Genomic DNA, 20153 nt, shown 5'->3' with positions numbered 1-20153 from the left:
CTCACCTTTCGGTGGGGGTTTTTTAATTTCAATGTGTTTTAAACAAAAGCGTTATGAAAAACCTAATCTTACTTTTTGGATTATTATCAAGTATTTCGATGATTTCGCAAGAAAATCTTGAAGATCTTTTGGCAGCGGGTGTAGAAGATGCGCAAAGATTTGCTGGAAATTATATTACTCCTGGCGCCGAGGCAATGCTTTACAATACCTCGAACGGTTGGATGCAGTCTGCCGAGGTTAAGAAGCCACTTAAATTTGAAATTTCAATAGTGGGTAATGCAACCTTTATTAAAGATGAAAACAAAACTTTCACTTTAAACACTGCCGATTACAACAATTTAAAATTCAGAGATGGTAGCACTGTGAAGCAAGTGGCAACTGCTTTTGGCGAAAACAATCCAGATATAGTTGTCTATGCCGAAGTTCAAAATGGAGTGTTTACCGAGGATGTTGAATTTTTGTTACCTCAAGGCTTGGCTTCGGTAAATGTAAATGTTTTACCAACCGCCTTTTTACAAGGTCGGATTGGTGTTTTTAAAGCAACGGAATTAAAAGTTCGCTACTTTCCAAAAATTGATCGCGAAGATGTGAAAGTTGGAGTTTTTGGCTTAGGAGTACAACACGAAATTACCGAATGGCTTCCAGCAAATAAAATTTTCCCGGTTGCAATTTCAGGATTGATAGCTTATAATAATTTGAATGCGAATTACGATTTTACCAATGATGATATAATTGAAGGTGAAAATCAACAATTCGATTTGAAACAGAATTCGTGGCTATTTCAACTTCAGGCATCCACAAAACTGCCAATATTCAATGTTTATGGAGGTATAGGTTATCTTTCAGGAACTTCAGATTTTGATGTTTTAGGAACGTATCGGGTAAAAGCTGGGATTCCATTATTCGAAACTACCAGCGAATTTACAGATCCCTTTAGTGTAAAAAATAAAGTTTCGGGAATACGAGGTACGCTTGGAGCAAGCTTAAAATTAGGGTTTTTCGGACTTAACGTAGATTATAATATTGCTGAGTATAACAATGCTACCTTGGGAATGCACTTCGGAATTTAATAGGCTTGTTTCTCGACTTTTATATTAGATAATTGTATTTTTGTGAAACATTTCAACCTTACTAAATTTGAACCGAAAAATAGGTTCGTCTCTAATTAGAAAATAGTAATAATCAATAAAAAATAAATAAATGAAAGTAACAGTTGTAGGAGCAGGTGCTGTGGGCGCAAGTTGTGCAGAGTACATTGCCATCAAGAATTTTGCAAGCGAAGTAGTTTTGTTAGATATTAAAGAAGGTTTTGCTGAAGGAAAAGCAATGGACTTAATGCAGACGGCTTCTTTAAATGGTTTCGACACCAAAATTACGGGTGTAACAAATGATTACTCTAAAACTGCGGATAGCGATATTTGCGTAATTACAAGTGGAATTCCACGTAAGCCAGGAATGACTCGCGAAGAATTAATCGGTATCAACGCAGGAATTGTGAAGGATGTTTCTTCAAGCCTTGTTAAGCATTCTCCTAAAACTATTATAATCGTAGTGAGTAACCCGATGGATACTATGGCGTATTTGGTTCATAAAACATCAGGTTTAGACAAAAGTAAAATCATAGGAATGGGTGGTGCTTTAGATAGCGCACGTTTCAAGTATCGTTTGGCAGAAGCTTTAGGCGCGCCAATTAGCGATGTGGACGGAATGGTAATTGGCGGTCACAGTGACACTGGAATGGTGCCATTAACACGTTTAGCAACTAGAAATAGTGTTCCTGTAAGTAAGTTCATTTCAGAAGAAAGAATGGATCAAGTAATGGAAGACACCAAAGTTGGTGGTGCTACATTAACCAAATTGTTAGGAACTTCAGCTTGGTACGCACCGGGTGCTGCAGTTTCAGGTTTGGTTCAGGCAATTGCTTGCGACCAGAAGAAAATGTTTCCTTGTTCTGTAATGCTTGATGGTGAATACGGATTGAAAGATATTTGTATTGGTGCTCCAGTTATTTTGGGTCGCAACGGTATCGAAAAAATTGTAGAATTAGAGTTGAGCGATGATGAAAAAGCACACATGAAAGAAAGTGCTGAAGGTGTTCGTAAAACGAATGATTTGCTTGAATTATAGTTTAAGTGAAACTTTATAAAATTTAAAAAGCCGGCTTGTGCCGGCTTTTTTATTTGAGAGAAAATTTACTACTATTTCTATTATTTAGACCTGTCAGGTTTTCAAAACCTGACAGGTCTTTTTTATTGAAAAACCCCAAAGGTTTTTAAAACCTTTGGGGTTTTAGTCTTAAGTCTTACAGCTCAGCGGTCTTAAGTCCTACGTCTTTTTTTACCCACATTTTGAGGACCCACAATCTTTGCAAGTCAAACAACCTTCTTGGTAAATAAGCGAAGTACTATTACAGTTTTCACATTTCTGTTTGCGTGCTTCGGTACCATCTGCAACATAACGTTTTAATGCACGAGCAACACCGTTTTTCCAAGTATTAATGCTTTCGGTATCTAATTGAAGACTGTTGATTAATTCTACAGCTTTTTCAATTGGCATTCCGTGACGGAGTGTGCTTGAAATTAGTTTTGCATAATTCCAGAATTCTGGATTGAATTTATGCGAAAGCCCTTCAATAGTGGTTTTATAACCTCTTTTGTTTTTGTATTGAAAATCGTAACGTGACGTTCCGTCTTCATTTCGGTTTTTTATAATAGCACCGTCATTTACCCAACGCGGAATTAAAATACCATCTTCGTCATCTGCAAAACCAGTAAAGATTTCATAAGGTTTTTCGTCAATTAAGCCGATAAAAGCAATCCATTTGTCTTTGCTATTTTGAAAACGAACTACATCTGCATCTAAACTTTCGGGACGTTTGGTTGGGAAAGCGGTAAGTTTTTCGTTTACTTCTTCTTTCTTTTCTTCGTTAGAAATTAAAACTCCAGAACGAGAACCATCACGGTAAACGGTAACACCTTTACAGCCTGCTTGCCAAGCTTCCAAATACAATTTGCCTACTAATTCTTCGGTAGCATCATTTGGTAAATTGATGGTCACAGAAATTGAGTGATCCACCCATTTTTGTACAGCACCTTGCATACGCACTTTGCTCAACCAATCCACATCGTTAGAAGTAGCTTTGTAGTAAGGCGATTTCTTAACTATTTTATTTAATTCTTCTTGGCTGTAATTTTTACTAGTGTCTATGCCTTTAACTTCCATCCATTGCTTAAAACGGTGGTGAAAAACTACATATTCTTCCCAGCTATCCCCCAATTCATCTACAAAGTCAATACGCACGTTTTTGTCGTTCGGGTTAACTTTTCTTCTTCGTTTGTAAACAGGCATAAATACTGGCTCAATTCCAGAACTGGTTTGAGTCATTAAACTAGTTGTTCCGGTGGGTGCAATAGTTAACAATGCAATATTACGACGGCCGTATTCTAACATATCGTAATACAACTTTTCATCGGCATCTTTAAGGCGAAGAATAAACGGGTTGTTTTTTTCTCTTTCAGAATCGAATATTTTGAAAGCACCTCTTTCTTTCGCAGCGTAAACGGAAGCGCGATACGTTTCCAAAGCCATTTTTTTATGGATTTCAACTGAAAAATCGTTACCTTCTTGAGTTCCGTATTTAATGCCTAAAGCAGCTAGCATGTCGCCTTCTGCAGTGATGCCAATACCGGTTCTTCTGCCTTCTTCTGCTTTATGTTTAATATTTAACCAAAGATTTTTTTCAACGGCTTTCACCTCTTCAGTTTGTGGATCTGCGTCAATTTTTTCGATTATGGCATCTACTTTTTCAAGTTCCAAATCGATTATATCGTCCATTATTTTTTGGGCGATACCAATGTGTTTTTTGAATAATTCAAAGTTGAATTCAGCCTTATCTGTAAAAGGATTTTCAACGTATGAAAACAAGTTCATGGCTAACAAACGACAGGAGTCGTAAGGGCATAATGGAATTTCGCCACATGGATTGGTAGAAACAGTTTTGTAACCCAAATCTGCATAGCAATCTGGCACTGATTCATTAATAATTGTATCCCAGAAAAGAATCCCTGGTTCGGCAGATTTCCACGCGTTGTGAACTATTTTTTTCCAAAGTTTACCAGCTTCAATTTCTTTAGTATTCTTTGGGTTTTCACTAAAGATTGGGTATTTCTGGGTGTAATTTTTTCCGTCTTTTACGGCTTGCATAAAAGCATTGTCCATACGCACAGAAACATTGGCGCCAGTAACTTTGCCTTGCTCCATTTTTGCGTCAATAAAATCTTCAGAATCTGGGTGGTTGATGGAAACTGAAAGCATTAATGCTCCGCGACGCCCGTCTTGAGCAACCTCGCGAGTGGAGTTTGAATAACGCTCCATAAAAGGAACGATCCCAGTTGAAGTAAGTGCAGAGTTTTTTACTGGAGAACCTTTTGGGCGAATATGTGAAAGGTCGTGCCCCACACCGCCGCGACGCTTCATTAATTGTACTTGCTCTTGGTCTATTTTCATAATTCCGCCGTAGGAATCTGAATCGCCGTTGTTACCAATTACGAAGCAATTTGAAAGCGAAGCAATCTGGTATGGATTCCCAATTCCTGCCATCGGGCTACCTTGTGGTACTATGTATTTAAAATCTTTTATTGCGTCAAAAACCTCCTTTTCCGTTAATGGATTTGCATAGCGTTGTTCCACGCGCGCAATTTCTTTTGCGATGCGGTGGTGCATGTCATTCGGTGTTTTTTCGTAAATATTCCCGTCAGAATCTTTGAGGGCATACTTGTTTACCCAAACTCGGGCGGCAAGATCATCGCCTTTAAAATATTCAACTGAAGCATCAAAAGCTTCATCTTGTGTGTAGGTTGTCGGAGTGGAGACGGCGTTTTTTATTTGCATATTCTGAAATGGGTTTTGACGGTTATTATAATCATATTTTAAAGTAGGTAAATATAATGAATTAGTATTCCTCATTTCAATATAAAAATTTAAAGTTGTCAAGAAAGCATTGTTAATAGCCTGTAAAACAAGTAAATAAATATTTATTAACACTAAAAAGTTGACAAATTTTGAAAATAATTGTAGGTTGTTAAATTATTTAATCAGGCAAGTTTTTTCGTTTAAATAATACTTAAATATGTGATAAAAATCATTTTTGAGGCCCAATATGCGTAGTATCTTTGACTTGTGAAAAACGTAATTCTCATATCCGCTTGCATAATTATGCTTACAAAACCAATGTGGCCTGTAGTGGAATATGTGTTGAATTATGATTACATAGTTAACGTGCTTTGCGAAAATAAAGACAAGCCGGAAATGCAGTGTAATGGAAAGTGCCATTTATCTAAAGAATTGGCCAAGGAAGCCGGTGCTGAAGATGATAATCCTTTCAGCGGAAAAGCTTCAAAAACTGAAATTCCGCAGTTTATTATTTCAGAAAATATAATAGAATATGTGTTTACATCGGAAAGCGAATTTGCTTCCGTTGAAAATACGGGCTATCAGCCAAATTTAAATTCTTCTCTTTTCATTTCAAAAATTCTTCATCCTCCACAGTTGGGATAATTTATTAGCAACGGTACTTTTTTGAAATTTCTTTAGAATATTTCAGAAATGCCACTCTTTTTAAATTATCAAAACTATTAGAAAATGAAAGCATTTATAAGTGTGTTTCCTTTAAAGGGAATGCTTATGGGTAGCCTTTGGTGTGCACTGTTTTGCGGCACTTTTACGTCGCAATTGATTGCTCAAGAAATACCAACGGATAGCCTAAAATTAATCCAGCTTAACGAAGTGATTGTAATTTCGGCTGGTAAACAATTAGATCATCAAAAACAGCGTAAACCTTTATCTACATTAGATGAGTTTTTAGAATCCTCACGCAGCATAAAAATGGTGAAACGCGGTGCTTACGCTTGGGAGCCAACAATGAACGATATGGCTTCGGAACGGCTGGCGATAACCATTGACGGTATGCAGATTTTTGGAGCGTGTACCGATAAAATGGACCCGATAACATCGTATGTTGATGTCTCAAATTTATCGGAAGCAGAAATAGGTTCTGGGCAGCAGGGCGCAGCTTTTGGAAATACTATTGGCGGCGGAATTAATTTGAAATTGGACAAAAGCAATTTTAAACCCACAGGCTGGACTGGCTCGTTTGAAAGCGGATTTGAAAGCAATAATACGATGCGTGTTTTTGGTGGCGAACTGAATTATTCCGATGAAAAATTCTATTTAAATACCGATGCAATCTATCGAAAGGCAGATAATTACAAAGCTGGAGGCGACAAAGAAGTGAATTTTTCGCAATTCGAAAAATATAACTTCTCCGTAAATTCCGGTTATAAATTGGCTGCCGATAAATCTGTTTCTGCTACCTTAATATATGATGAAGCGAACGATGTGGGCTACCCAGCATTGACGATGGACGTTTATTTAGCGCGGGCGGTGATTGGTTCTGTGAGTTTTAATCAGGATACGTTGTTCGGAAATTTCAGCAATTGGGAATCTAAATTGTACTACAATACCATAAAACACACAATGGACGATACCAAGCGTCCAGACGTGCCAATACACATGGATATGCCGGGTTGGAGTGAAACCGCGGGATTTTATACGCAGGCTAATTTCAACAAAAAAAAGAATCATTTCTTTTTTAAGTTGGATGGTTTTTACAACAAGAGTTATGCAGAAATGACGATGTATCCAGCCAATAGCAATGAGCCGTTGATGTTTATGTTAACCTGGCCAGATGTGCGTACCAAAGATGTTGGTTTTTATGCCGAAGATCATATTGCGTTTAAAAAAGCTTCGCTTAAACTTTCCACACGTTTGGCATATCATTCAAATGCTGTAGCAGATGAGTTTGGGTTGAATAGCTTAAAGATTTTCTATCCAGAAATGGAAAAGACAAATACCCGGTTTTTAAAAAGCTTTTCGGCACAGTACCATAGAATGCTGAATGATTTTCACTTAAACGGTGGTCTGTCGTATGGCGAGCGAGCACCTTCGGTTTCGGAGGGGTATGGTTTTTATTTGTTCAACAGTTTTGATAATCACGATTACATTGGTGATCCTGATTTAAATACTGAAAGCTCTGCAGATGCAAACCTTTCGATCACTTATAAAAAACCAATTTTTGAAATTACTGCTGCGGCAAACTACTTCCACGTTTTTAACTATATAATAGGAGTGGTTGATAATTCGCTTAGTACGATGACTATTGGTGCAGATGGTGTTAAGTTTTACACCAATCTAGATTATGCACAACTTTTTAATGCTTCGCTTTCGGGACGTTACAATATTTCGAATGCTTTTAAATTATCTGGTAGTGTTTCGTATCACAGGGGGGTTGATAATGATGGCGAAAACTTACCATTAATTAGTCCGCTTTCATACAGAAGTGCAATCGATTTTTACAAAAATCAATATTCTGCATCGCTTTCAGCTGACGGGGCAGGGGAGCAAACAAATTACAATCCAGCTTACGGCGAAACGAAAACTGCGGCTTATGCCACGTTATCGGCGAGCTTTGGGAAACGTTTCTTTATAAATGATAATGATCTTTTTGTGAAAGCAGGAATTGAAAACATTCTCGACACTAACTATTCGTCCTATACCGACTGGAACAACATTCCACGGAAGGGCAGAAACTTTTACGCAACTATTTCTTATTCAATAAATTAATTATTCAAAATAAAAATTAAAGATGAAAACACTAAAATATATATTCGCAATTTTAATTTTTTCAGTTTCATTCGTAAGTTGTTCTGATGATGAAAATGATACTCCTGAAGAAGTTAACCCCGTTGAAGGTTTAACCATGATTTATGAAATTCCTGCGACCGATCATACTGTGCAGATTTATTCAGCAAAACAAAATCTTGAAGTTGGTTACAATGAAATTTCCATTAGAATTAAAGACAAAGCCAGTGATAAATTTCTTACCAACGCTGCGCCTACTTGGATGCCGATGATGCATATGGAAACTGTGGAGCATAGTGCGCCACATAGCATGTTGAGCAATACCGAAGAAAGTACTGTTTATAAAGGGTATATTGTTTTTCAGATGGCTGGCAACGACACAGAATATTGGAACGTAACGCTGAATTATTCAATGAACGGACAAGAAATGGAGGAAGCGCTGAGAGTTTCAGTAACCGAGCCAGCAAATGGATTGAAAAAAACACAAGTTTTTGTGGGTAGTGATGATGTGCGCTACATTTTGGCATACGTGAACCCTCAAGAACCGAAGGTTGCAATAAACGATATGCAAGCTGTATTATACAAAATGGAAACGATGATGAATTTCCCAATGGTTGAAAATTATAAAATAACCGTCGATCCAAGAATGACTGGAATGGGTAACCACAGTTCGCCCAATAATGTTGATATGACTTACAATGCTGCAACTAAAACGTACGACGGTAAGTTGTCGTTAACAATGACTGGCTACTGGAAAGTAAATCTAAAACTGATGAATGAAAGTGATGAGGTTTTGAAAGGCGAAGACGTTACAGAAGCCATCCCCGAAAGCAGTCTTTATTTTGAATTAGAGTTTTAAGAGGACATAAGACGAAAGGACGTATGACAAAAGACAAAAAAGCCAAAAAATTTGAAGCAATTATTTTCAAAATGCTTCAAATTTAGTCCTAAGTCTTATGTCCTACTGTCCTACGTCATTTTCTCAATCCTGCATCATTTCTAAAGTTATTTTTTTATATTTGGCGCGTGAACTGGAGATGGTATATTCCTGTATTAATTATTGCCCTTGCTTCTTTTGGAGTAAGTCTGGAGCAATCTACGCTGCCTAATCAGGAAATTGTTGTTCAGTTTAATACTGAAAATGTAAGCGCTTCTGAAGCGAAACAAGCCATTGCCAACGTTACTTCTCAGTTAGAATCTATTGGGATTGCAAATTTTGTAGTTTCCGAAATAGCTAACGGCAAGCTAAAAATTACTTATTATAGCGTAACAGATGTTGCCACAATAAAAGGTTTGTTTAATACGCCTAACAAACTTCAACTCGCCGAAACTGGTTTTAATGAAAAGAATTTTCCTTCTAGCATTCCTTTCAGTGAAAACACGCATATTTATAAATTAGATGTAATCAAAATCCAACAGGATTACGGTTCTAGCATCGGTTTGCAAGGTTTGCCGGTAGTTGTAAAATCTGCCAAGGACCAATATTTAAAACCCTTTTTATCAGTTGGCGACACAGAAACCAAATTTGATATAAAACAAGGTATTGAAATAGTTGCGTTTAAAAACTACCGCAATATTTCACTTTTAATAGATGTTACTTCATATAAAATTCCAGAGGTACGGGCTGGCCCATTATCTTAAAGGAAATCTTCACGTTTTTAATGATGGAAGAAACTACTTCACTTTAGAAAAATAGCTTTGGTTTATCACATTTCCGAAGCAAACAAAATTTATTTTTTAATAACCACGATAATTGTTAGATAACAAGGCAAATGATATATTTGCGCTCCTATTTCGAGGCTTCGGAATTGGGATAAAAAAATCTGACCTAATAATTTAAACATGCAAAATAAAGGACTAGTTACCGTATTTGCCATCCTTTTTGGATTGGTATGTATTTACCAGCTTTCTTTTACGTTCATTGCGAACAAGGTAGAAGATAGCGCCAAGGAATTTGCGAATAGCAAATTTTCTGAAAATGAACCACACGAGCGGGACGCAGCGGAAAATCGCTACCTTGACTCTGTAGCAAATAATCCTGTATTTTTAGGAATTGACTACAATACCGCAAAGGATAAAGAGTTGAATAAAGGTCTTGACCTTAAAGGAGGTATTAATGTAATTCTTGAAGTATCTGTAAAAGATATTTTGAAAGGTCTTGCAAATAATACCAAAGACCCTGCATTCAACCAAGCTTTGGAGAATGCAAAAGATCTTCAGAAAGATAGCCAAGATACTTATTTAGAGTCTTTCTTTAAGGCGTTTGAAGCCCTTCCGGGTGAAAATGATCTTGCCTCGCCAGACATTTTCTTCAATAAGAACTTGGAAGATGTAATTAAAGTTGGAATGACCAACTCACAAGTAAAACCAGTTATTGAGAAGAAAATAGACGAATCTATTACTTCTGCTTTTGAAGTATTAAGAAAGCGTATCGATAAATTTGGTGTAACTCAACCTAACATTCAGCGTTTGGGTAAATCTGCAAGAATACTTGTAGAGCTTCCGGGTGCAAAAGATGTAGACAGGGTAAGAAAATTACTTCAAAGTACTGCCCAACTAGAATTCTGGGATGTATATAAATTTGATGAAGTAGCAAGTTTCCTTCAAGCTGCCGATACTAAAGCAGGTGAAATTGCAATGGCAAACACAGCTGTTACAACAACAGAGGCGACAGAAACTACGGAAACTACTGAAAAAGTAATCGATTCTTCAAAAACAGAAGATGATGACGTTAGTAAACTTTTAGGTGGTCAGGATGTAAGTGACACACTTGTGGACGATAACAAAGCGAACCCAATACTTTCAAAAATGGTTTCTTTGGGTAATCAAGGAGGTCCAGTAATTGCTACTTTTAAACTAAAAGATACTGCAGCTATTAACGGTTATTTGCGCAACTCTCAAATAAAATCGTTGTTGCCAAACGAACTGCGTTACGCAAAATTTGTGTGGGGCTTGCCAGTAGCAGACGCACAATTAAATGGTGAAGAAGTAACTGCGCTATACGCCCTAAAGGGTAACAGAGGTAATGTTCCGCCACTTGGAGGAAGTGTAGTTGTAGATGCAAGACAAGAATTTGACAACTTAAGTCGAATCGTAGTTTCTATGCAAATGAATGGCCAAGGAGCTAAAGTTTGGGAGCAACTAACAGGTGCTGCTTACGAAAACCAAAGCCAGATTGCTATTGTTTTAGATAATATAGTATACTCTGCGCCGGGCGTAACTTCTGGACCTATTTCTGGTGGACGTAGCCAAATTTCAGGAGACTTCACTGTAAACCAAGGTCAGGATTTAGCAAACGTACTTCGTGCTGGTAAACTTCCAGCTTCTGCTGAAATTATTCAAGGAGAGGTTGTTGGTCCAACATTGGGTCAAGAGGCTATTAGTAGTGGTGTGCTTTCTTTTGGAGTAGCACTTATAATCGTTCTTTTATGGATGATTGGTTACTACGGAAAAGCGGGAGCTTTTGCTGATGTTGCCCTATTGGTGAACATTTTGTTCATCTTCGGAATTCTTGCTGGTCTAGGAGCTGTACTTACTTTACCGGGTATTGCCGGTATTGTATTAACGGTTGGTATGTCTGTAGATGCAAACGTGCTAATCTTTGAAAGGATTAAGGAAGAGCTCGCCAAAGGCAAGGCGCAGAAGGATGCCGTCAAAGATGGTTTCAATAACGCGTTATCTTCTATTCTAGATGCAAACATTACAACAGGTCTTACTGGTTTAATTCTTTTGGTATTCGGTACTGGACCGATTCAAGGTTTTGCAACAACTTTATTAATAGGTATTGCAACTTCATTGTTTACTGCAATTTTCATAACAAGATTGTTTATTGATAGATATACTCAAAACGGTAAGTCATTACCTTGTTCTACGTCAATTACTAAGAACTTGTTCACTAACGTGCACGTTTCGTTCTTGAAAAAGCGTAAAACAGCGTATATATTTTCAGCAGTTATGATTGTAATAAGTCTTGGTTCATTGTTTACCAATGGTCTTAACCAAGGTGTTGATTTTGTTGGTGGACGTACTTATACTGTACGTTTTGCGAAAGATGTTAATTCAATTGAAATTCAAGATGATTTAATTGAAGCTTTCGGAAGTGCAGAAGCTAAAACCTACGGTGGTGATAACCAATTGAAGATTACCACAAAATATAAAGTAGATGAAACAGGAACGGACGTTGATGAAGAAATAGAGCATATGCTCTTCGAAACCGTGAAAAAGCATTTTCCAGCAGGTATAACTTACGATGATTTTGTAGGTGATGGCGAAGGAAAAACGATCGGTAGAATGGAGTATTACAAAGTAAGTCCTACTATTGCAGATGATATAAAAACAGATTCATTCTGGGCTGTATTTGGGTCGCTAATAGTTGTGTTCCTTTACATTTTATTACGATTCAGAAGATGGCAGTTTAGTTTGGGAGCAGTTGCGGCTGTATTCCACGATGTGCTTTTAGTATTAGGTGTATTCTCACTAACATACAGGTTTATGCCATTTAGTATGGAGATTGACCAAGCATTTATTGCGGCTATACTTACTGTAATTGGATACTCACTGAATGATACGGTAATTGTATTTGACCGTATTCGTGAATACTTCGGTGAACACCCAGGCTGGAAGATGAATAGAATTATCGATTTAGCTTTAAGTAGTACACTTAGTAGAACGTTGAACACCTCTTTCACCACACTTATCGTGTTGTTGAGTATGTTCTTCTTTGGTGCAGAATCTATCCGCGGGCTACTGTTTGCAATTATTGTAGGTATTGTAGTAGGTACTTATTCATCGTTGTTTATCGCAACGCCTATTATGTACGATACAGTGAAGCGCAAAAAAGTTGAAGATTTAATAGACAAAAAAGAAGAAGAGGAAGCTGCCTTAGAGGCATAGTACTCGAAACTCTTTTGAAGTAAATAAAAAAGACCTTTCCAGTTTGGAAAGGTCTTTTTTTATGGAATAAAAATGATATTCTTATTTCCACATTTTTCCGATTGTATAGGTAATGTTTATATAAGGTATTTTTAAACTTTCAGTTTCGTCAAAATAGTTGGAAGTGCTTGAAGAATATAAACCTACTAACAACTCTACTTTTTGCTTTTTATAGCCAATTGCGATATTAGTCGCAAAAAACTCTAATGTTTCATTGCTAAATGAACTACCTAAAATATTACCTTGATTATCATAAAAAGTAGTCTTATTCATATATTCCGTACCACCGTTTAGCAAAGACGGTCCCACACGGGCAAAAAGCTCTGAATTTTTGAACACTTTAACGTGGTAATCTAAATATAAATGACCTCCCACAATCAACGTTTTATCCGTTTTTTGAAAGCCATTTTCTTGGTCTATTTCATTTACATTTCTGATTAGCACATCGTACCTAAAAGAATTATTAAATCCAATACCTAGGTTTTTGGTTATGAAATAATCAAACCCATAGTGAAATGCTACGCCTGAATTTTGGACATCTATATCGGCAGGTATTCGTTGATCTATTTTACCAAAATCATAGGGTAAGGGCGTAATACGATATTCAGACCCAATCTTAAAAAAGAGTTTGCCCTTTCTTTCTTCTATTTGAGAATAAGAATAGGTTGTGGTTGTTAAAATAATAAGTAGGAATAATTTTTTCATATATTTTATTTAGGGCCATTGAACTTTTGAACAATGGCCATTTTAATTAATTAGCTTAAGGCTACTGTAGTGGAATTAATTGAATCCAACCTTTATAAAAGATTAAAACGACGAGGACTCAATACCTAGTAAAATGTTCCTCTTTTTAAAGCTCATCTATTTACATCATAGTTTTCTTATCTTTTAGAGTTATTAAGAAAAATTATATAAAATGGTTACCTATTAATTGGGGTATAAACAAGTGTATATATGCAGATCTTAAAGTTAAACCGCATCTACGCTACACGTTTGTGTAGTTTTATTGCCAATATAAATCAAAGTAAAATTTCCCAATTACGGCTTTCCGTAAACGAGTAAATTAAAAGGGGAGAAGACCAAATATAGTTTTAACTTTTAAATAACGAGAAAAAAATTAAAATAAAAACCCCGGCCAATGGACCAGGGTTTATTTATTAAATAACTGGTATTTTTTAGGTTTATTTACTGTTGATAAATTCTATTCTATCGCCCTTTTTAAGCTTCCAGGAATCAGAAAGCCCCGCATTTACTTCTAGTACATATTGTGAAGCACCTTCGGAAGGAAGCGAAGTCTGATCGAATGGTTTAGCGTTTTTTTGGATGCTTACTATTTTCTTTTCAGAATCTAAATAGATAATATCCAGTGGAATTTTAGTGTTCTTCATATAAAAAGAACGGGGTTGCATAACTTTAAATACGAAAAGCATTCCCTGGTTTTCAGCCATTGAGTGGCGGTACATTAGCCCTGTTTCAGTTTGGTATTCATCATCGGCTATTTCAATATCCAGCGAAGCTATAATGGAATCGTTTTCAGCTTTTAAAAGTTGAAGTTCACCTTCTTTGGTAAACGTAATTTCTTGCGTTAAGCTTTGTGTTTCTGAATTACCAGCGTCTTTGCAATTATAAAATGTAAGTATAGATCCAACAATTGCTGCTGAAATAAGTATTTTTTTCATTTGAAGAAATTATTAAAAACCACGAATACACGAATAATAATTTAAAAAATATTCGTGTATTCGTGGTTACTTTATTTTATTCAACCATAGGTTTTTTTGAAGCATTCCACATAATGTAGATTCCCGCGAGTACGAAAGGAACACTTAACCATTGTCCGGTGGATAGCAGACCGAGTGCAGATTCAAACCCGCCTTGACTTTCTTTTACATATTCCACGATAAATCGAACCATAAAAAGAAGGATCAAAAACACGCCAAATATGTAGCCTATTTGCTTTCTGCGTTCCGTTTTCCAATACAAATACCAGCATACTAAAAACACAATTACATACCCAGCCGCTTCATAAAGCTGCGCTGGATGGCGAAAGGGAACACTATTAAGTAAATCTGCAAACTGTGGGTTATGTACAATTGCATCATAAGCCTTGCTCGGGTCTTGAATACCGGTTGCTTGCACAGCTTCTCGCTTTAAAATGCCCTCGTGTACAAAACGCACGCCCAGTGGAGAGTCGCCAGATGGCTTACCAATGATTTCAGAATTTAAAAAATTTCCAATTCGAACGAAAATCCCACCTGCTGCCACTGCAATTACAATGCGATCCATAATCCATAAAAATGGTTTTTTAATTACGTTTTTAGTGTAATAATACATTGCTATTAAAATACCGATTGCCGCTCCGTGACTTGCCAATCCTTGAAAACCTGTGAATTCAAACTCTGGTACTGTGCTTATGGGCAAGAAAACCGAAAGCGGATCTTGCACAAAAAGTTCAGATTGATAAAAGATAACGTGCCCCAAACGAGCGCCAATTAAGGTAGCAACAACCATGTAAATAAAAAGACTGTCAAGCTTTTCTTGCGGCATGCCCTCTCGATCAAAAATCTTTTTAGTGAGCACCCAGCCCAAACTAAACGCCACCACAAACATTAAGCTGTAGAAGCGAATCATGAAAAAGCCAAGATCAATCCCTTCAGAAGGGTTCCAGGTAAAACTTAAATAGTGCATAGTGGAGATTTTAAAACGCTGCGTAAAGATAACAAAAGCGAAAAAGTAATAAAGGGAAATTGTTTTATTGTGAAATGTTTAATCTTCTAAACAAATAGGTTGCCAATTATAGGTTCAAATTCACTCCTTTTTTGGTGGCACGGGATCGTAGCCTTGGCCACCCCAAGGGTTACAGCTCCCAATTCGTTTTAAAGCCAGCCAACCGCCTTTTAGCAAGCCGTGTGTTTTTAACGCATCAACTGCGTAATGCGAACAAGTAGGCGAATAACGACACGTATTTGGCGTGAAGGGAGAAATAAAATTTTGATATCCTCTAATTAAAAGTATGAATGGATATGTTAGAATTTTTTTCATAAACTATTCCCGACACCATATTTTTAGTTCAACGAAAAAGAAGTTCCATCTTTTCCATCATTTAACTGAATTCCTTTTGAAGCAAGTTCGTCGCGAATTTTATCGCTCATTGCAAAATCTTTATTGGCACGTGCCTGATTTCTTAATTGAATAAGAATTTCTACCGCAGCCGAAAGTTTTTCGCCATCCTTTGAATTTTCTGAAACAGTATCTTGAAGTCCTAAAACATCAAAAAGAAAACTGTCTGTAGTTTGTTTCAATATTTCTAAATCATTTATAGAAATAGTTTCTTTTCCGTCTTTTATGGCGTTAGCAAACTTCACTATTTCAAAAAGATGGGCGATTAAAATAGGACTATTAAAGTCGTCATTCATTGCGTCGTAACAAGCTTTTCGCCAGCTTTCAACGTCAATGCTACTTTTTGCTGAAGTGTTCAAGTCTGGAAGCATTCGGTAGGCGTCCATCAATCTATTAAATCCTTTTTCTGAAGCTTCCAAAGCATCACTACTGAAATCTAAAATGCTTCGGTAATGCGCTTGATACATAAAGAATTTGGTAACGGTAGGCGAGAAGGGTTTGCTCAAAACATCGTTTTCTCCCGTAAACATATCATTCGGTAAAATGTAGTTTCCGGTAGATTTCGACATTTTTTTGCCGTTAAGCGTAAGCATATTGGCATGCATCCAATAATTTACGGGTGAAGTATGGTTACAGGCTTCTGCTTGTGCAATCTCGCATTCGTGGTGTGGAAATTTCAGATCCATTCCGCCGCCGTGAATATCAAATTGATTACCTAAATATTTCGTACTCATTGCAGTACATTCCAAATGCCAGCCTGGAAAACCGTCGCTCCAAGGCGATGGCCAACGCATAATATGTTGAGGTTCGGCTTTTTTCCAAAGTGCAAAATCTTGTGGGTTTTTCTTGTCGGTTTGAGCGGCAAGTTCGCGAGTGTTGGCAACCATATCTTCAATTTGCCTTCCGCTTAACTTTCCGTAATTGTTGGTTTCGTTGAATTTTAAAACGTCAAAGTAGACAGAGCCGTTTTTTTCGTACGCAAAACCTTGCTCAATTATTTTTTCGACAATATGAATTTGTTCGTAGATGTGTCCGGTTGCTGTAGGTTCAATACTCGGTGGCAACGCCTTGAATTTAGCCATAACGGTATGAAAATCTACCGTATATTTTTGAACAACTTCCATTGGTTCCAATTGCTCAATTCTTGCTTTTTTTAGAATTGGGTCGTCGCCACTTTCGCCGTCGTTTTCCAAGTGTCCAGCATCGGTAATATTGCGAACATAACGCACTTTATAGCCTAAATGCTTCAAATAGCGAAAAATCAAATCGAAAGAAAGAAAGGTGCGGCAGTTTCCTAAATGTACATTGCTGTAAACGGTAGGGCCACAAACATACATTCCTATTGCACCTTCGTGAATTGGGGTGAATTTTTCTTTACTTTTTGAAAGCGAATTGTAAATATATAGGTCCTGCATGGGTTATGACGGAAGACGGAAGACAATTGCCTATCCTGTTTTAATTAATTTTTTATTTAGGCAATTCTTAAAACTCAGTTTCAAGTTTTATATAATCTAAAAATTCCCTACGCACATCAGAATTTTTGAAAGCACCTCCAAATTCGCTAGTTACCGTACTGCTATCAATATCGCGTATTCCGCGAGAATTTACGCAAAGGTGTTTCGCATCAATTACACAAGCTACATCATCTGTGTTTAAAACTTTTTGCAGTTCTTTTACAATTTGCATCGTTAAGCGTTCCTGAACTTGTGGCCTTTTAGCGTAATAATCTACAATTCTATTCATTTTTGAAAGCCCTACAACATTTCCGTTAGAAATGTATGCAATATGTGCTTTTCCAACAATAGGAAGTAAGTGATGCTCACAAGTTGAATAAAGTGTAATATTCTTTTCGACCAGCATTTCCTGGTACTTATATTTATTTTCAAAAGTAGAAGCCTTCGGTTTTCTGTCTGGGTGGAGTCCTCCGAAAATTTCTTGTACAAACATTTTTGCCACTCGGGTAGGAGTACCTTTTAAACTATCGTCTGTAAGATCGAGGCCTAAAGTTTGTAAAATATTTTGGACATCCTTTTTAATACTAGCAATTTTTTCGATGTCACTAAGCTCAAAAGCATCAGGTCTCATAGGGGTTTCGGTTGAACCTGCTATGTGATCGTCGCCCATTGCTTCAATCTCTTTAATTTGTTTTTCTAAATCCATTTATTAAAAAATATGTAATAAGCGTGCAAAGATACGCAATAGCATTGTGGTACTAAAAAGGGAATCTTCTTATTTTAAGAAATTGAGCAAGGCAGTTTCATAAAATTTTCTTAATTTTCGCCGCAATTACGTTACGACAACTATGAACTATAACTACGCCCCGAAAAATTTCTTTTTAACTCTCTTATTATCAGTAATTTCCTTTGCTGCTTTTGCACAAGGTGGAACCTGTGAGAGCATAGAGCCTTTCTGTGCTGGTGATCAGGCATTGATATTTGCAAATTGCAATGATGTTGACCCAGCTTGTACTCCAAGTGCAGAACCTGGTCCAGATTATGGTTGTTTAATAACACAACCTTATCCTGCTTGGTTCTATTTGCAAATTGATCAAGCTGGAAGACTAGACTTTGAGATAGTCCAAAATACGTCCTTTGATGTAAATGGTAATCCAAATGGGACCGGTCTTGATGTTGATTTTATTTGCTGGGGCCCATTCGCCGTAGGAGATGATTTGTGTGATTATACACAATTACAAAGTTTCAATGAAATAGCTTGTAGTTATTCTATTCAACCTATTGAAAATTTTTCGATATTAAATGGTCAGCCAGGTGAAATATATATATTAGTAATTACTAATTATGCGCAAGATGCAGGATTTATTAAATTAGAACAGACTAATGCCGGGGGACCCGGATCTGGATCTACCGATTGCACGATTTTAACTACACAAACTGGTTGTGAAGGTGAGCAGTTTGTTTTGGATGCAACTACCTTGGGAGCCACTAATTATTTGTGGGAATACGATGATGGAACTGGATTTGTAACAATTTTTAACGGTAATTTTCCTTCAATTACAGTTACAGATGCTGGAAATTATAAAGTTACTTTAACCTTTAATGTTGGAACACCTCAAATTCGAGAATATGAAATAATAACTTACCCTCAGCCTATAATTGCAAGTCCGCCGCTAGACTTAACAATTTGTGATGATGGTTCAACACCAGGTATTTTTGATTTAACTGAAAATGATGATGATGTACTGGGAGGTCAAGATCCAGGCTTTAATATTACCTATCATCATAGCGAATTAGAAGCTAGAGATGGAACCAATCCTATCATTCCTGCAAATGCATATCCATTAGTTGGTGCTTCTGAAATTATTTGGGTTAGGATTGAAGATCAAAGCGCATCGTGTTTTGCTGTTGATTCTTTCGAAATATTTTATTCCTCGGCCACTGCAACTGCACCACCAAGTCCGCACAGAGTATGCGATGTAGGAAGTAACGGAACTGAATCTATAAATCTTAACACCATTTTTGATGCTATTATTTTAGGAACTCAAGATCCAACAGAATTTACCGTAACCTACCACAATAATCCTGTTGATGCTATTGCTGGTATTAATGCATTGCCGCAGCCATATGTGTTAACTGGATCAGTTTTTATTTTTGCACGAGTAGAAAATAACACCACTCCCGGTTGTTTTGAGACGACACAATTTAATTTAATTTTAACCCCCCAACCCGTTGCCAACACTCCGGTTAATTTATACCAGTGTGATGATGGCACAACTGCGGGAGTTTTTAATTTAACAGATAACGACGCAAATATTTTGGGTGCTCAGGACCCTGCGCAGTTTACTATAAAATATTACCAAAGCTTCCAAGACAGTTTTGATGACACCAACGAGATTTTGGGCGGTGTGCACATTTTTGTACCACCTTCCCCCCAGACTATTTATGCGCGTATTGAAGACAATAGTGGTACTTGTTTTGCTTTAACAGACTTCAAGATTTATTTCAGCCGTGCGATAATCGGCCTTTTACCCGCCACCGCAAGCTATTGCGATGCTGATGGTGATGGCGGCGAGTTTGTGAATCTTTCTGGTGATTTTAACTCTTATGTTTTAGGCGGACAGCCATCTTCTACATACACTATTACCTATCACGCTACTCAGGCTGATGCAGATAACGATGTCAACCCATTACCGACCCCTTATTTTGTTAACGCTCCGGGCGAGACGGTGTTCATCCGTTTAGAGAATCGTAACGACCCTAGTTGTTTTGATAGCAGCGGTAGTATCGATTTAATTATAGACTACCCACCCACGGTTAACACGGCTCCTGGAAACCTTATTGAGTGCGATGTAAACAACGACGGCTTTGCTGCTTTTGACCTTACCCAGCAGGATTTGGTGATTACTATGGGCGATCCTACCTTAACGGTTACTTACCACGGAACGATGC

Annotated in this window: 14 protein-coding genes and 1 pseudogene; 8 read left to right on the top strand and 7 right to left on the bottom strand. The window is 37.2% G+C overall.

The window, feature by feature from the left end:
* Positions 1 to 53: 53 nt before the first annotated feature.
* On the top strand, positions 54 to 1070 hold the full coding sequence (locus AC3RVG_RS13315; protein ID WP_489691965.1) for a DUF6588 family protein: 1017 nt from the start codon (positions 54 to 56) through the stop codon (positions 1068 to 1070).
* 130 nt (positions 1071 to 1200) lie between these two features.
* Positions 1201 to 2127 carry a malate dehydrogenase gene (gene mdh / locus AC3RVG_RS13310; protein WP_489691964.1) on the top strand — a complete coding sequence of 309 codons (927 nt, stop codon included), beginning with the start codon at positions 1201 to 1203 and terminating at the stop codon, positions 2125 to 2127.
* A 210-nt stretch (positions 2128 to 2337) separates the two neighbouring features.
* On the opposite strand, the gene AC3RVG_RS13305 is transcribed toward mdh, so the two are convergent.
* A complete protein-coding gene (locus AC3RVG_RS13305) occupies positions 2338 to 4890 on the bottom strand; it encodes an adenosylcobalamin-dependent ribonucleoside-diphosphate reductase (protein ID WP_489692239.1) in 2553 nt (850 codons plus the stop codon).
* 324 nt (positions 4891 to 5214) lie between these two features.
* Here AC3RVG_RS13305 and AC3RVG_RS13300 point away from each other — a divergent pair, with 324 nt between their 5' ends.
* From AC3RVG_RS13300 to secDF, 5 genes are all read left to right on the top strand, one after another.
* Positions 5215 to 5556, top strand: coding sequence for a hypothetical protein (locus AC3RVG_RS13300; RefSeq protein ID WP_489691963.1), 342 nt, complete (start codon positions 5215 to 5217; stop codon positions 5554 to 5556).
* Positions 5557 to 5640: 84 nt separating this feature from the next.
* Positions 5641 to 7680, top strand: coding sequence for a TonB-dependent receptor (locus AC3RVG_RS13295; protein ID WP_489691962.1), 2040 nt, complete (start codon positions 5641 to 5643; stop codon positions 7678 to 7680).
* A 22-nt stretch (positions 7681 to 7702) separates the two neighbouring features.
* Complete coding sequence (locus tag AC3RVG_RS13290) at positions 7703 to 8557, top strand: hypothetical protein (RefSeq protein WP_489691961.1); 855 nt, start codon at positions 7703 to 7705, stop codon at positions 8555 to 8557.
* A 167-nt stretch (positions 8558 to 8724) separates the two neighbouring features.
* The gene (locus AC3RVG_RS13285) at positions 8725 to 9339 is read left to right on the top strand and encodes a hypothetical protein (RefSeq protein WP_489691960.1); all 615 of its coding nucleotides are present in this window, start codon (positions 8725 to 8727) and stop codon (positions 9337 to 9339) included.
* 201 nt (positions 9340 to 9540) lie between these two features.
* Complete coding sequence (gene secDF / locus AC3RVG_RS13280; RefSeq protein ID WP_489691959.1) at positions 9541 to 12591, top strand: protein translocase subunit SecDF; 3051 nt, start codon at positions 9541 to 9543, stop codon at positions 12589 to 12591.
* An 81-nt stretch (positions 12592 to 12672) separates the two neighbouring features.
* Here secDF and AC3RVG_RS13275 read toward each other — a convergent pair whose 3' ends face one another.
* The 6 genes from AC3RVG_RS13275 to folE all read right to left on the bottom strand — a co-directional run bounded on the left by AC3RVG_RS13275 (position 12673) and on the right by folE (position 17907).
* Positions 12673 to 13335: a hypothetical protein gene (locus AC3RVG_RS13275; RefSeq protein ID WP_489691958.1), complete on the bottom strand. Its 663-nt coding sequence runs from the start codon at positions 13333 to 13335 to the stop codon at positions 12673 to 12675.
* A 476-nt stretch (positions 13336 to 13811) separates the two neighbouring features.
* Positions 13812 to 14309 carry a DUF192 domain-containing protein gene (locus tag AC3RVG_RS13270; RefSeq protein ID WP_489691957.1) on the bottom strand — a complete coding sequence of 166 codons (498 nt, stop codon included), beginning with the start codon at positions 14307 to 14309 and terminating at the stop codon, positions 13812 to 13814.
* A 76-nt stretch (positions 14310 to 14385) separates the two neighbouring features.
* Positions 14386 to 15315 carry a prolipoprotein diacylglyceryl transferase gene (gene lgt, locus AC3RVG_RS13265; RefSeq protein ID WP_489691956.1) on the bottom strand — a complete coding sequence of 310 codons (930 nt, stop codon included), beginning with the start codon at positions 15313 to 15315 and terminating at the stop codon, positions 14386 to 14388.
* Positions 15316 to 15435: 120 nt separating this feature from the next.
* Positions 15436 to 15669, bottom strand: a complete 234-nt coding sequence (gene yidD, locus AC3RVG_RS13260; protein WP_489691955.1) for a membrane protein insertion efficiency factor YidD — start codon at positions 15667 to 15669, stop codon at positions 15436 to 15438.
* 23 nt (positions 15670 to 15692) lie between these two features.
* Complete coding sequence (cysS, locus tag AC3RVG_RS13255) at positions 15693 to 17162, bottom strand: cysteine--tRNA ligase (RefSeq protein WP_489691954.1); 1470 nt, start codon at positions 17160 to 17162, stop codon at positions 15693 to 15695.
* Between the two features lie 67 nt (positions 17163 to 17229).
* A complete protein-coding gene (gene folE, locus AC3RVG_RS13250) occupies positions 17230 to 17907 on the bottom strand; it encodes a GTP cyclohydrolase I FolE (protein ID WP_489691953.1) in 678 nt (225 codons plus the stop codon).
* A 142-nt stretch (positions 17908 to 18049) separates the two neighbouring features.
* Between folE and AC3RVG_RS13245 the strand changes: the two are divergent.
* A pseudogene (locus AC3RVG_RS13245) lies at positions 18050 to 20153 on the top strand (hypothetical protein); the annotation flags it as partial.

Source organism: Aequorivita sp. IT1282 (assembly GCF_058068205.1).
Note: the sequence above shows the minus strand (reverse complement) of the source record. Positions and strands in the feature narration are given on the sequence as shown.

What these genes read in the sequence shown, in the direction of transcription:
- AC3RVG_RS13315 (WP_489691965.1), top strand. Translation starts at nt 54, where the DNA reads ATGAAAAACCTAATCTTACTTTTTGGATTATTATCAAGTATTTCGATG.
- mdh (WP_489691964.1), top strand. Translation starts at nt 1,201, where the DNA reads ATGAAAGTAACAGTTGTAGGAGCAGGTGCTGTGGGCGCAAGTTGTGCA.
- AC3RVG_RS13305 (WP_489692239.1), bottom strand. Translation starts at nt 4,890, where the DNA reads ATGCAAATAAAAAACGCCGTCTCCACTCCGACAACCTACACACAAGAT.
- AC3RVG_RS13300 (WP_489691963.1), top strand. Translation starts at nt 5,215, where the DNA reads ATGCTTACAAAACCAATGTGGCCTGTAGTGGAATATGTGTTGAATTAT.
- AC3RVG_RS13295 (WP_489691962.1), top strand. Translation starts at nt 5,641, where the DNA reads ATGAAAGCATTTATAAGTGTGTTTCCTTTAAAGGGAATGCTTATGGGT.
- AC3RVG_RS13290 (WP_489691961.1), top strand. Translation starts at nt 7,703, where the DNA reads ATGAAAACACTAAAATATATATTCGCAATTTTAATTTTTTCAGTTTCA.
- secDF (WP_489691959.1), top strand. Translation starts at nt 9,541, where the DNA reads ATGCAAAATAAAGGACTAGTTACCGTATTTGCCATCCTTTTTGGATTG.
- AC3RVG_RS13275 (WP_489691958.1), bottom strand. Translation starts at nt 13,335, where the DNA reads ATGAAAAAATTATTCCTACTTATTATTTTAACAACCACAACCTATTCT.
- AC3RVG_RS13270 (WP_489691957.1), bottom strand. Translation starts at nt 14,309, where the DNA reads ATGAAAAAAATACTTATTTCAGCAGCAATTGTTGGATCTATACTTACA.
- lgt (WP_489691956.1), bottom strand. Translation starts at nt 15,315, where the DNA reads ATGCACTATTTAAGTTTTACCTGGAACCCTTCTGAAGGGATTGATCTT.
- yidD (WP_489691955.1), bottom strand. Translation starts at nt 15,669, where the DNA reads ATGAAAAAAATTCTAACATATCCATTCATACTTTTAATTAGAGGATAT.
- cysS (WP_489691954.1), bottom strand. Translation starts at nt 17,162, where the DNA reads ATGCAGGACCTATATATTTACAATTCGCTTTCAAAAAGTAAAGAAAAA.
- folE (WP_489691953.1), bottom strand. Translation starts at nt 17,907, where the DNA reads ATGGATTTAGAAAAACAAATTAAAGAGATTGAAGCAATGGGCGACGAT.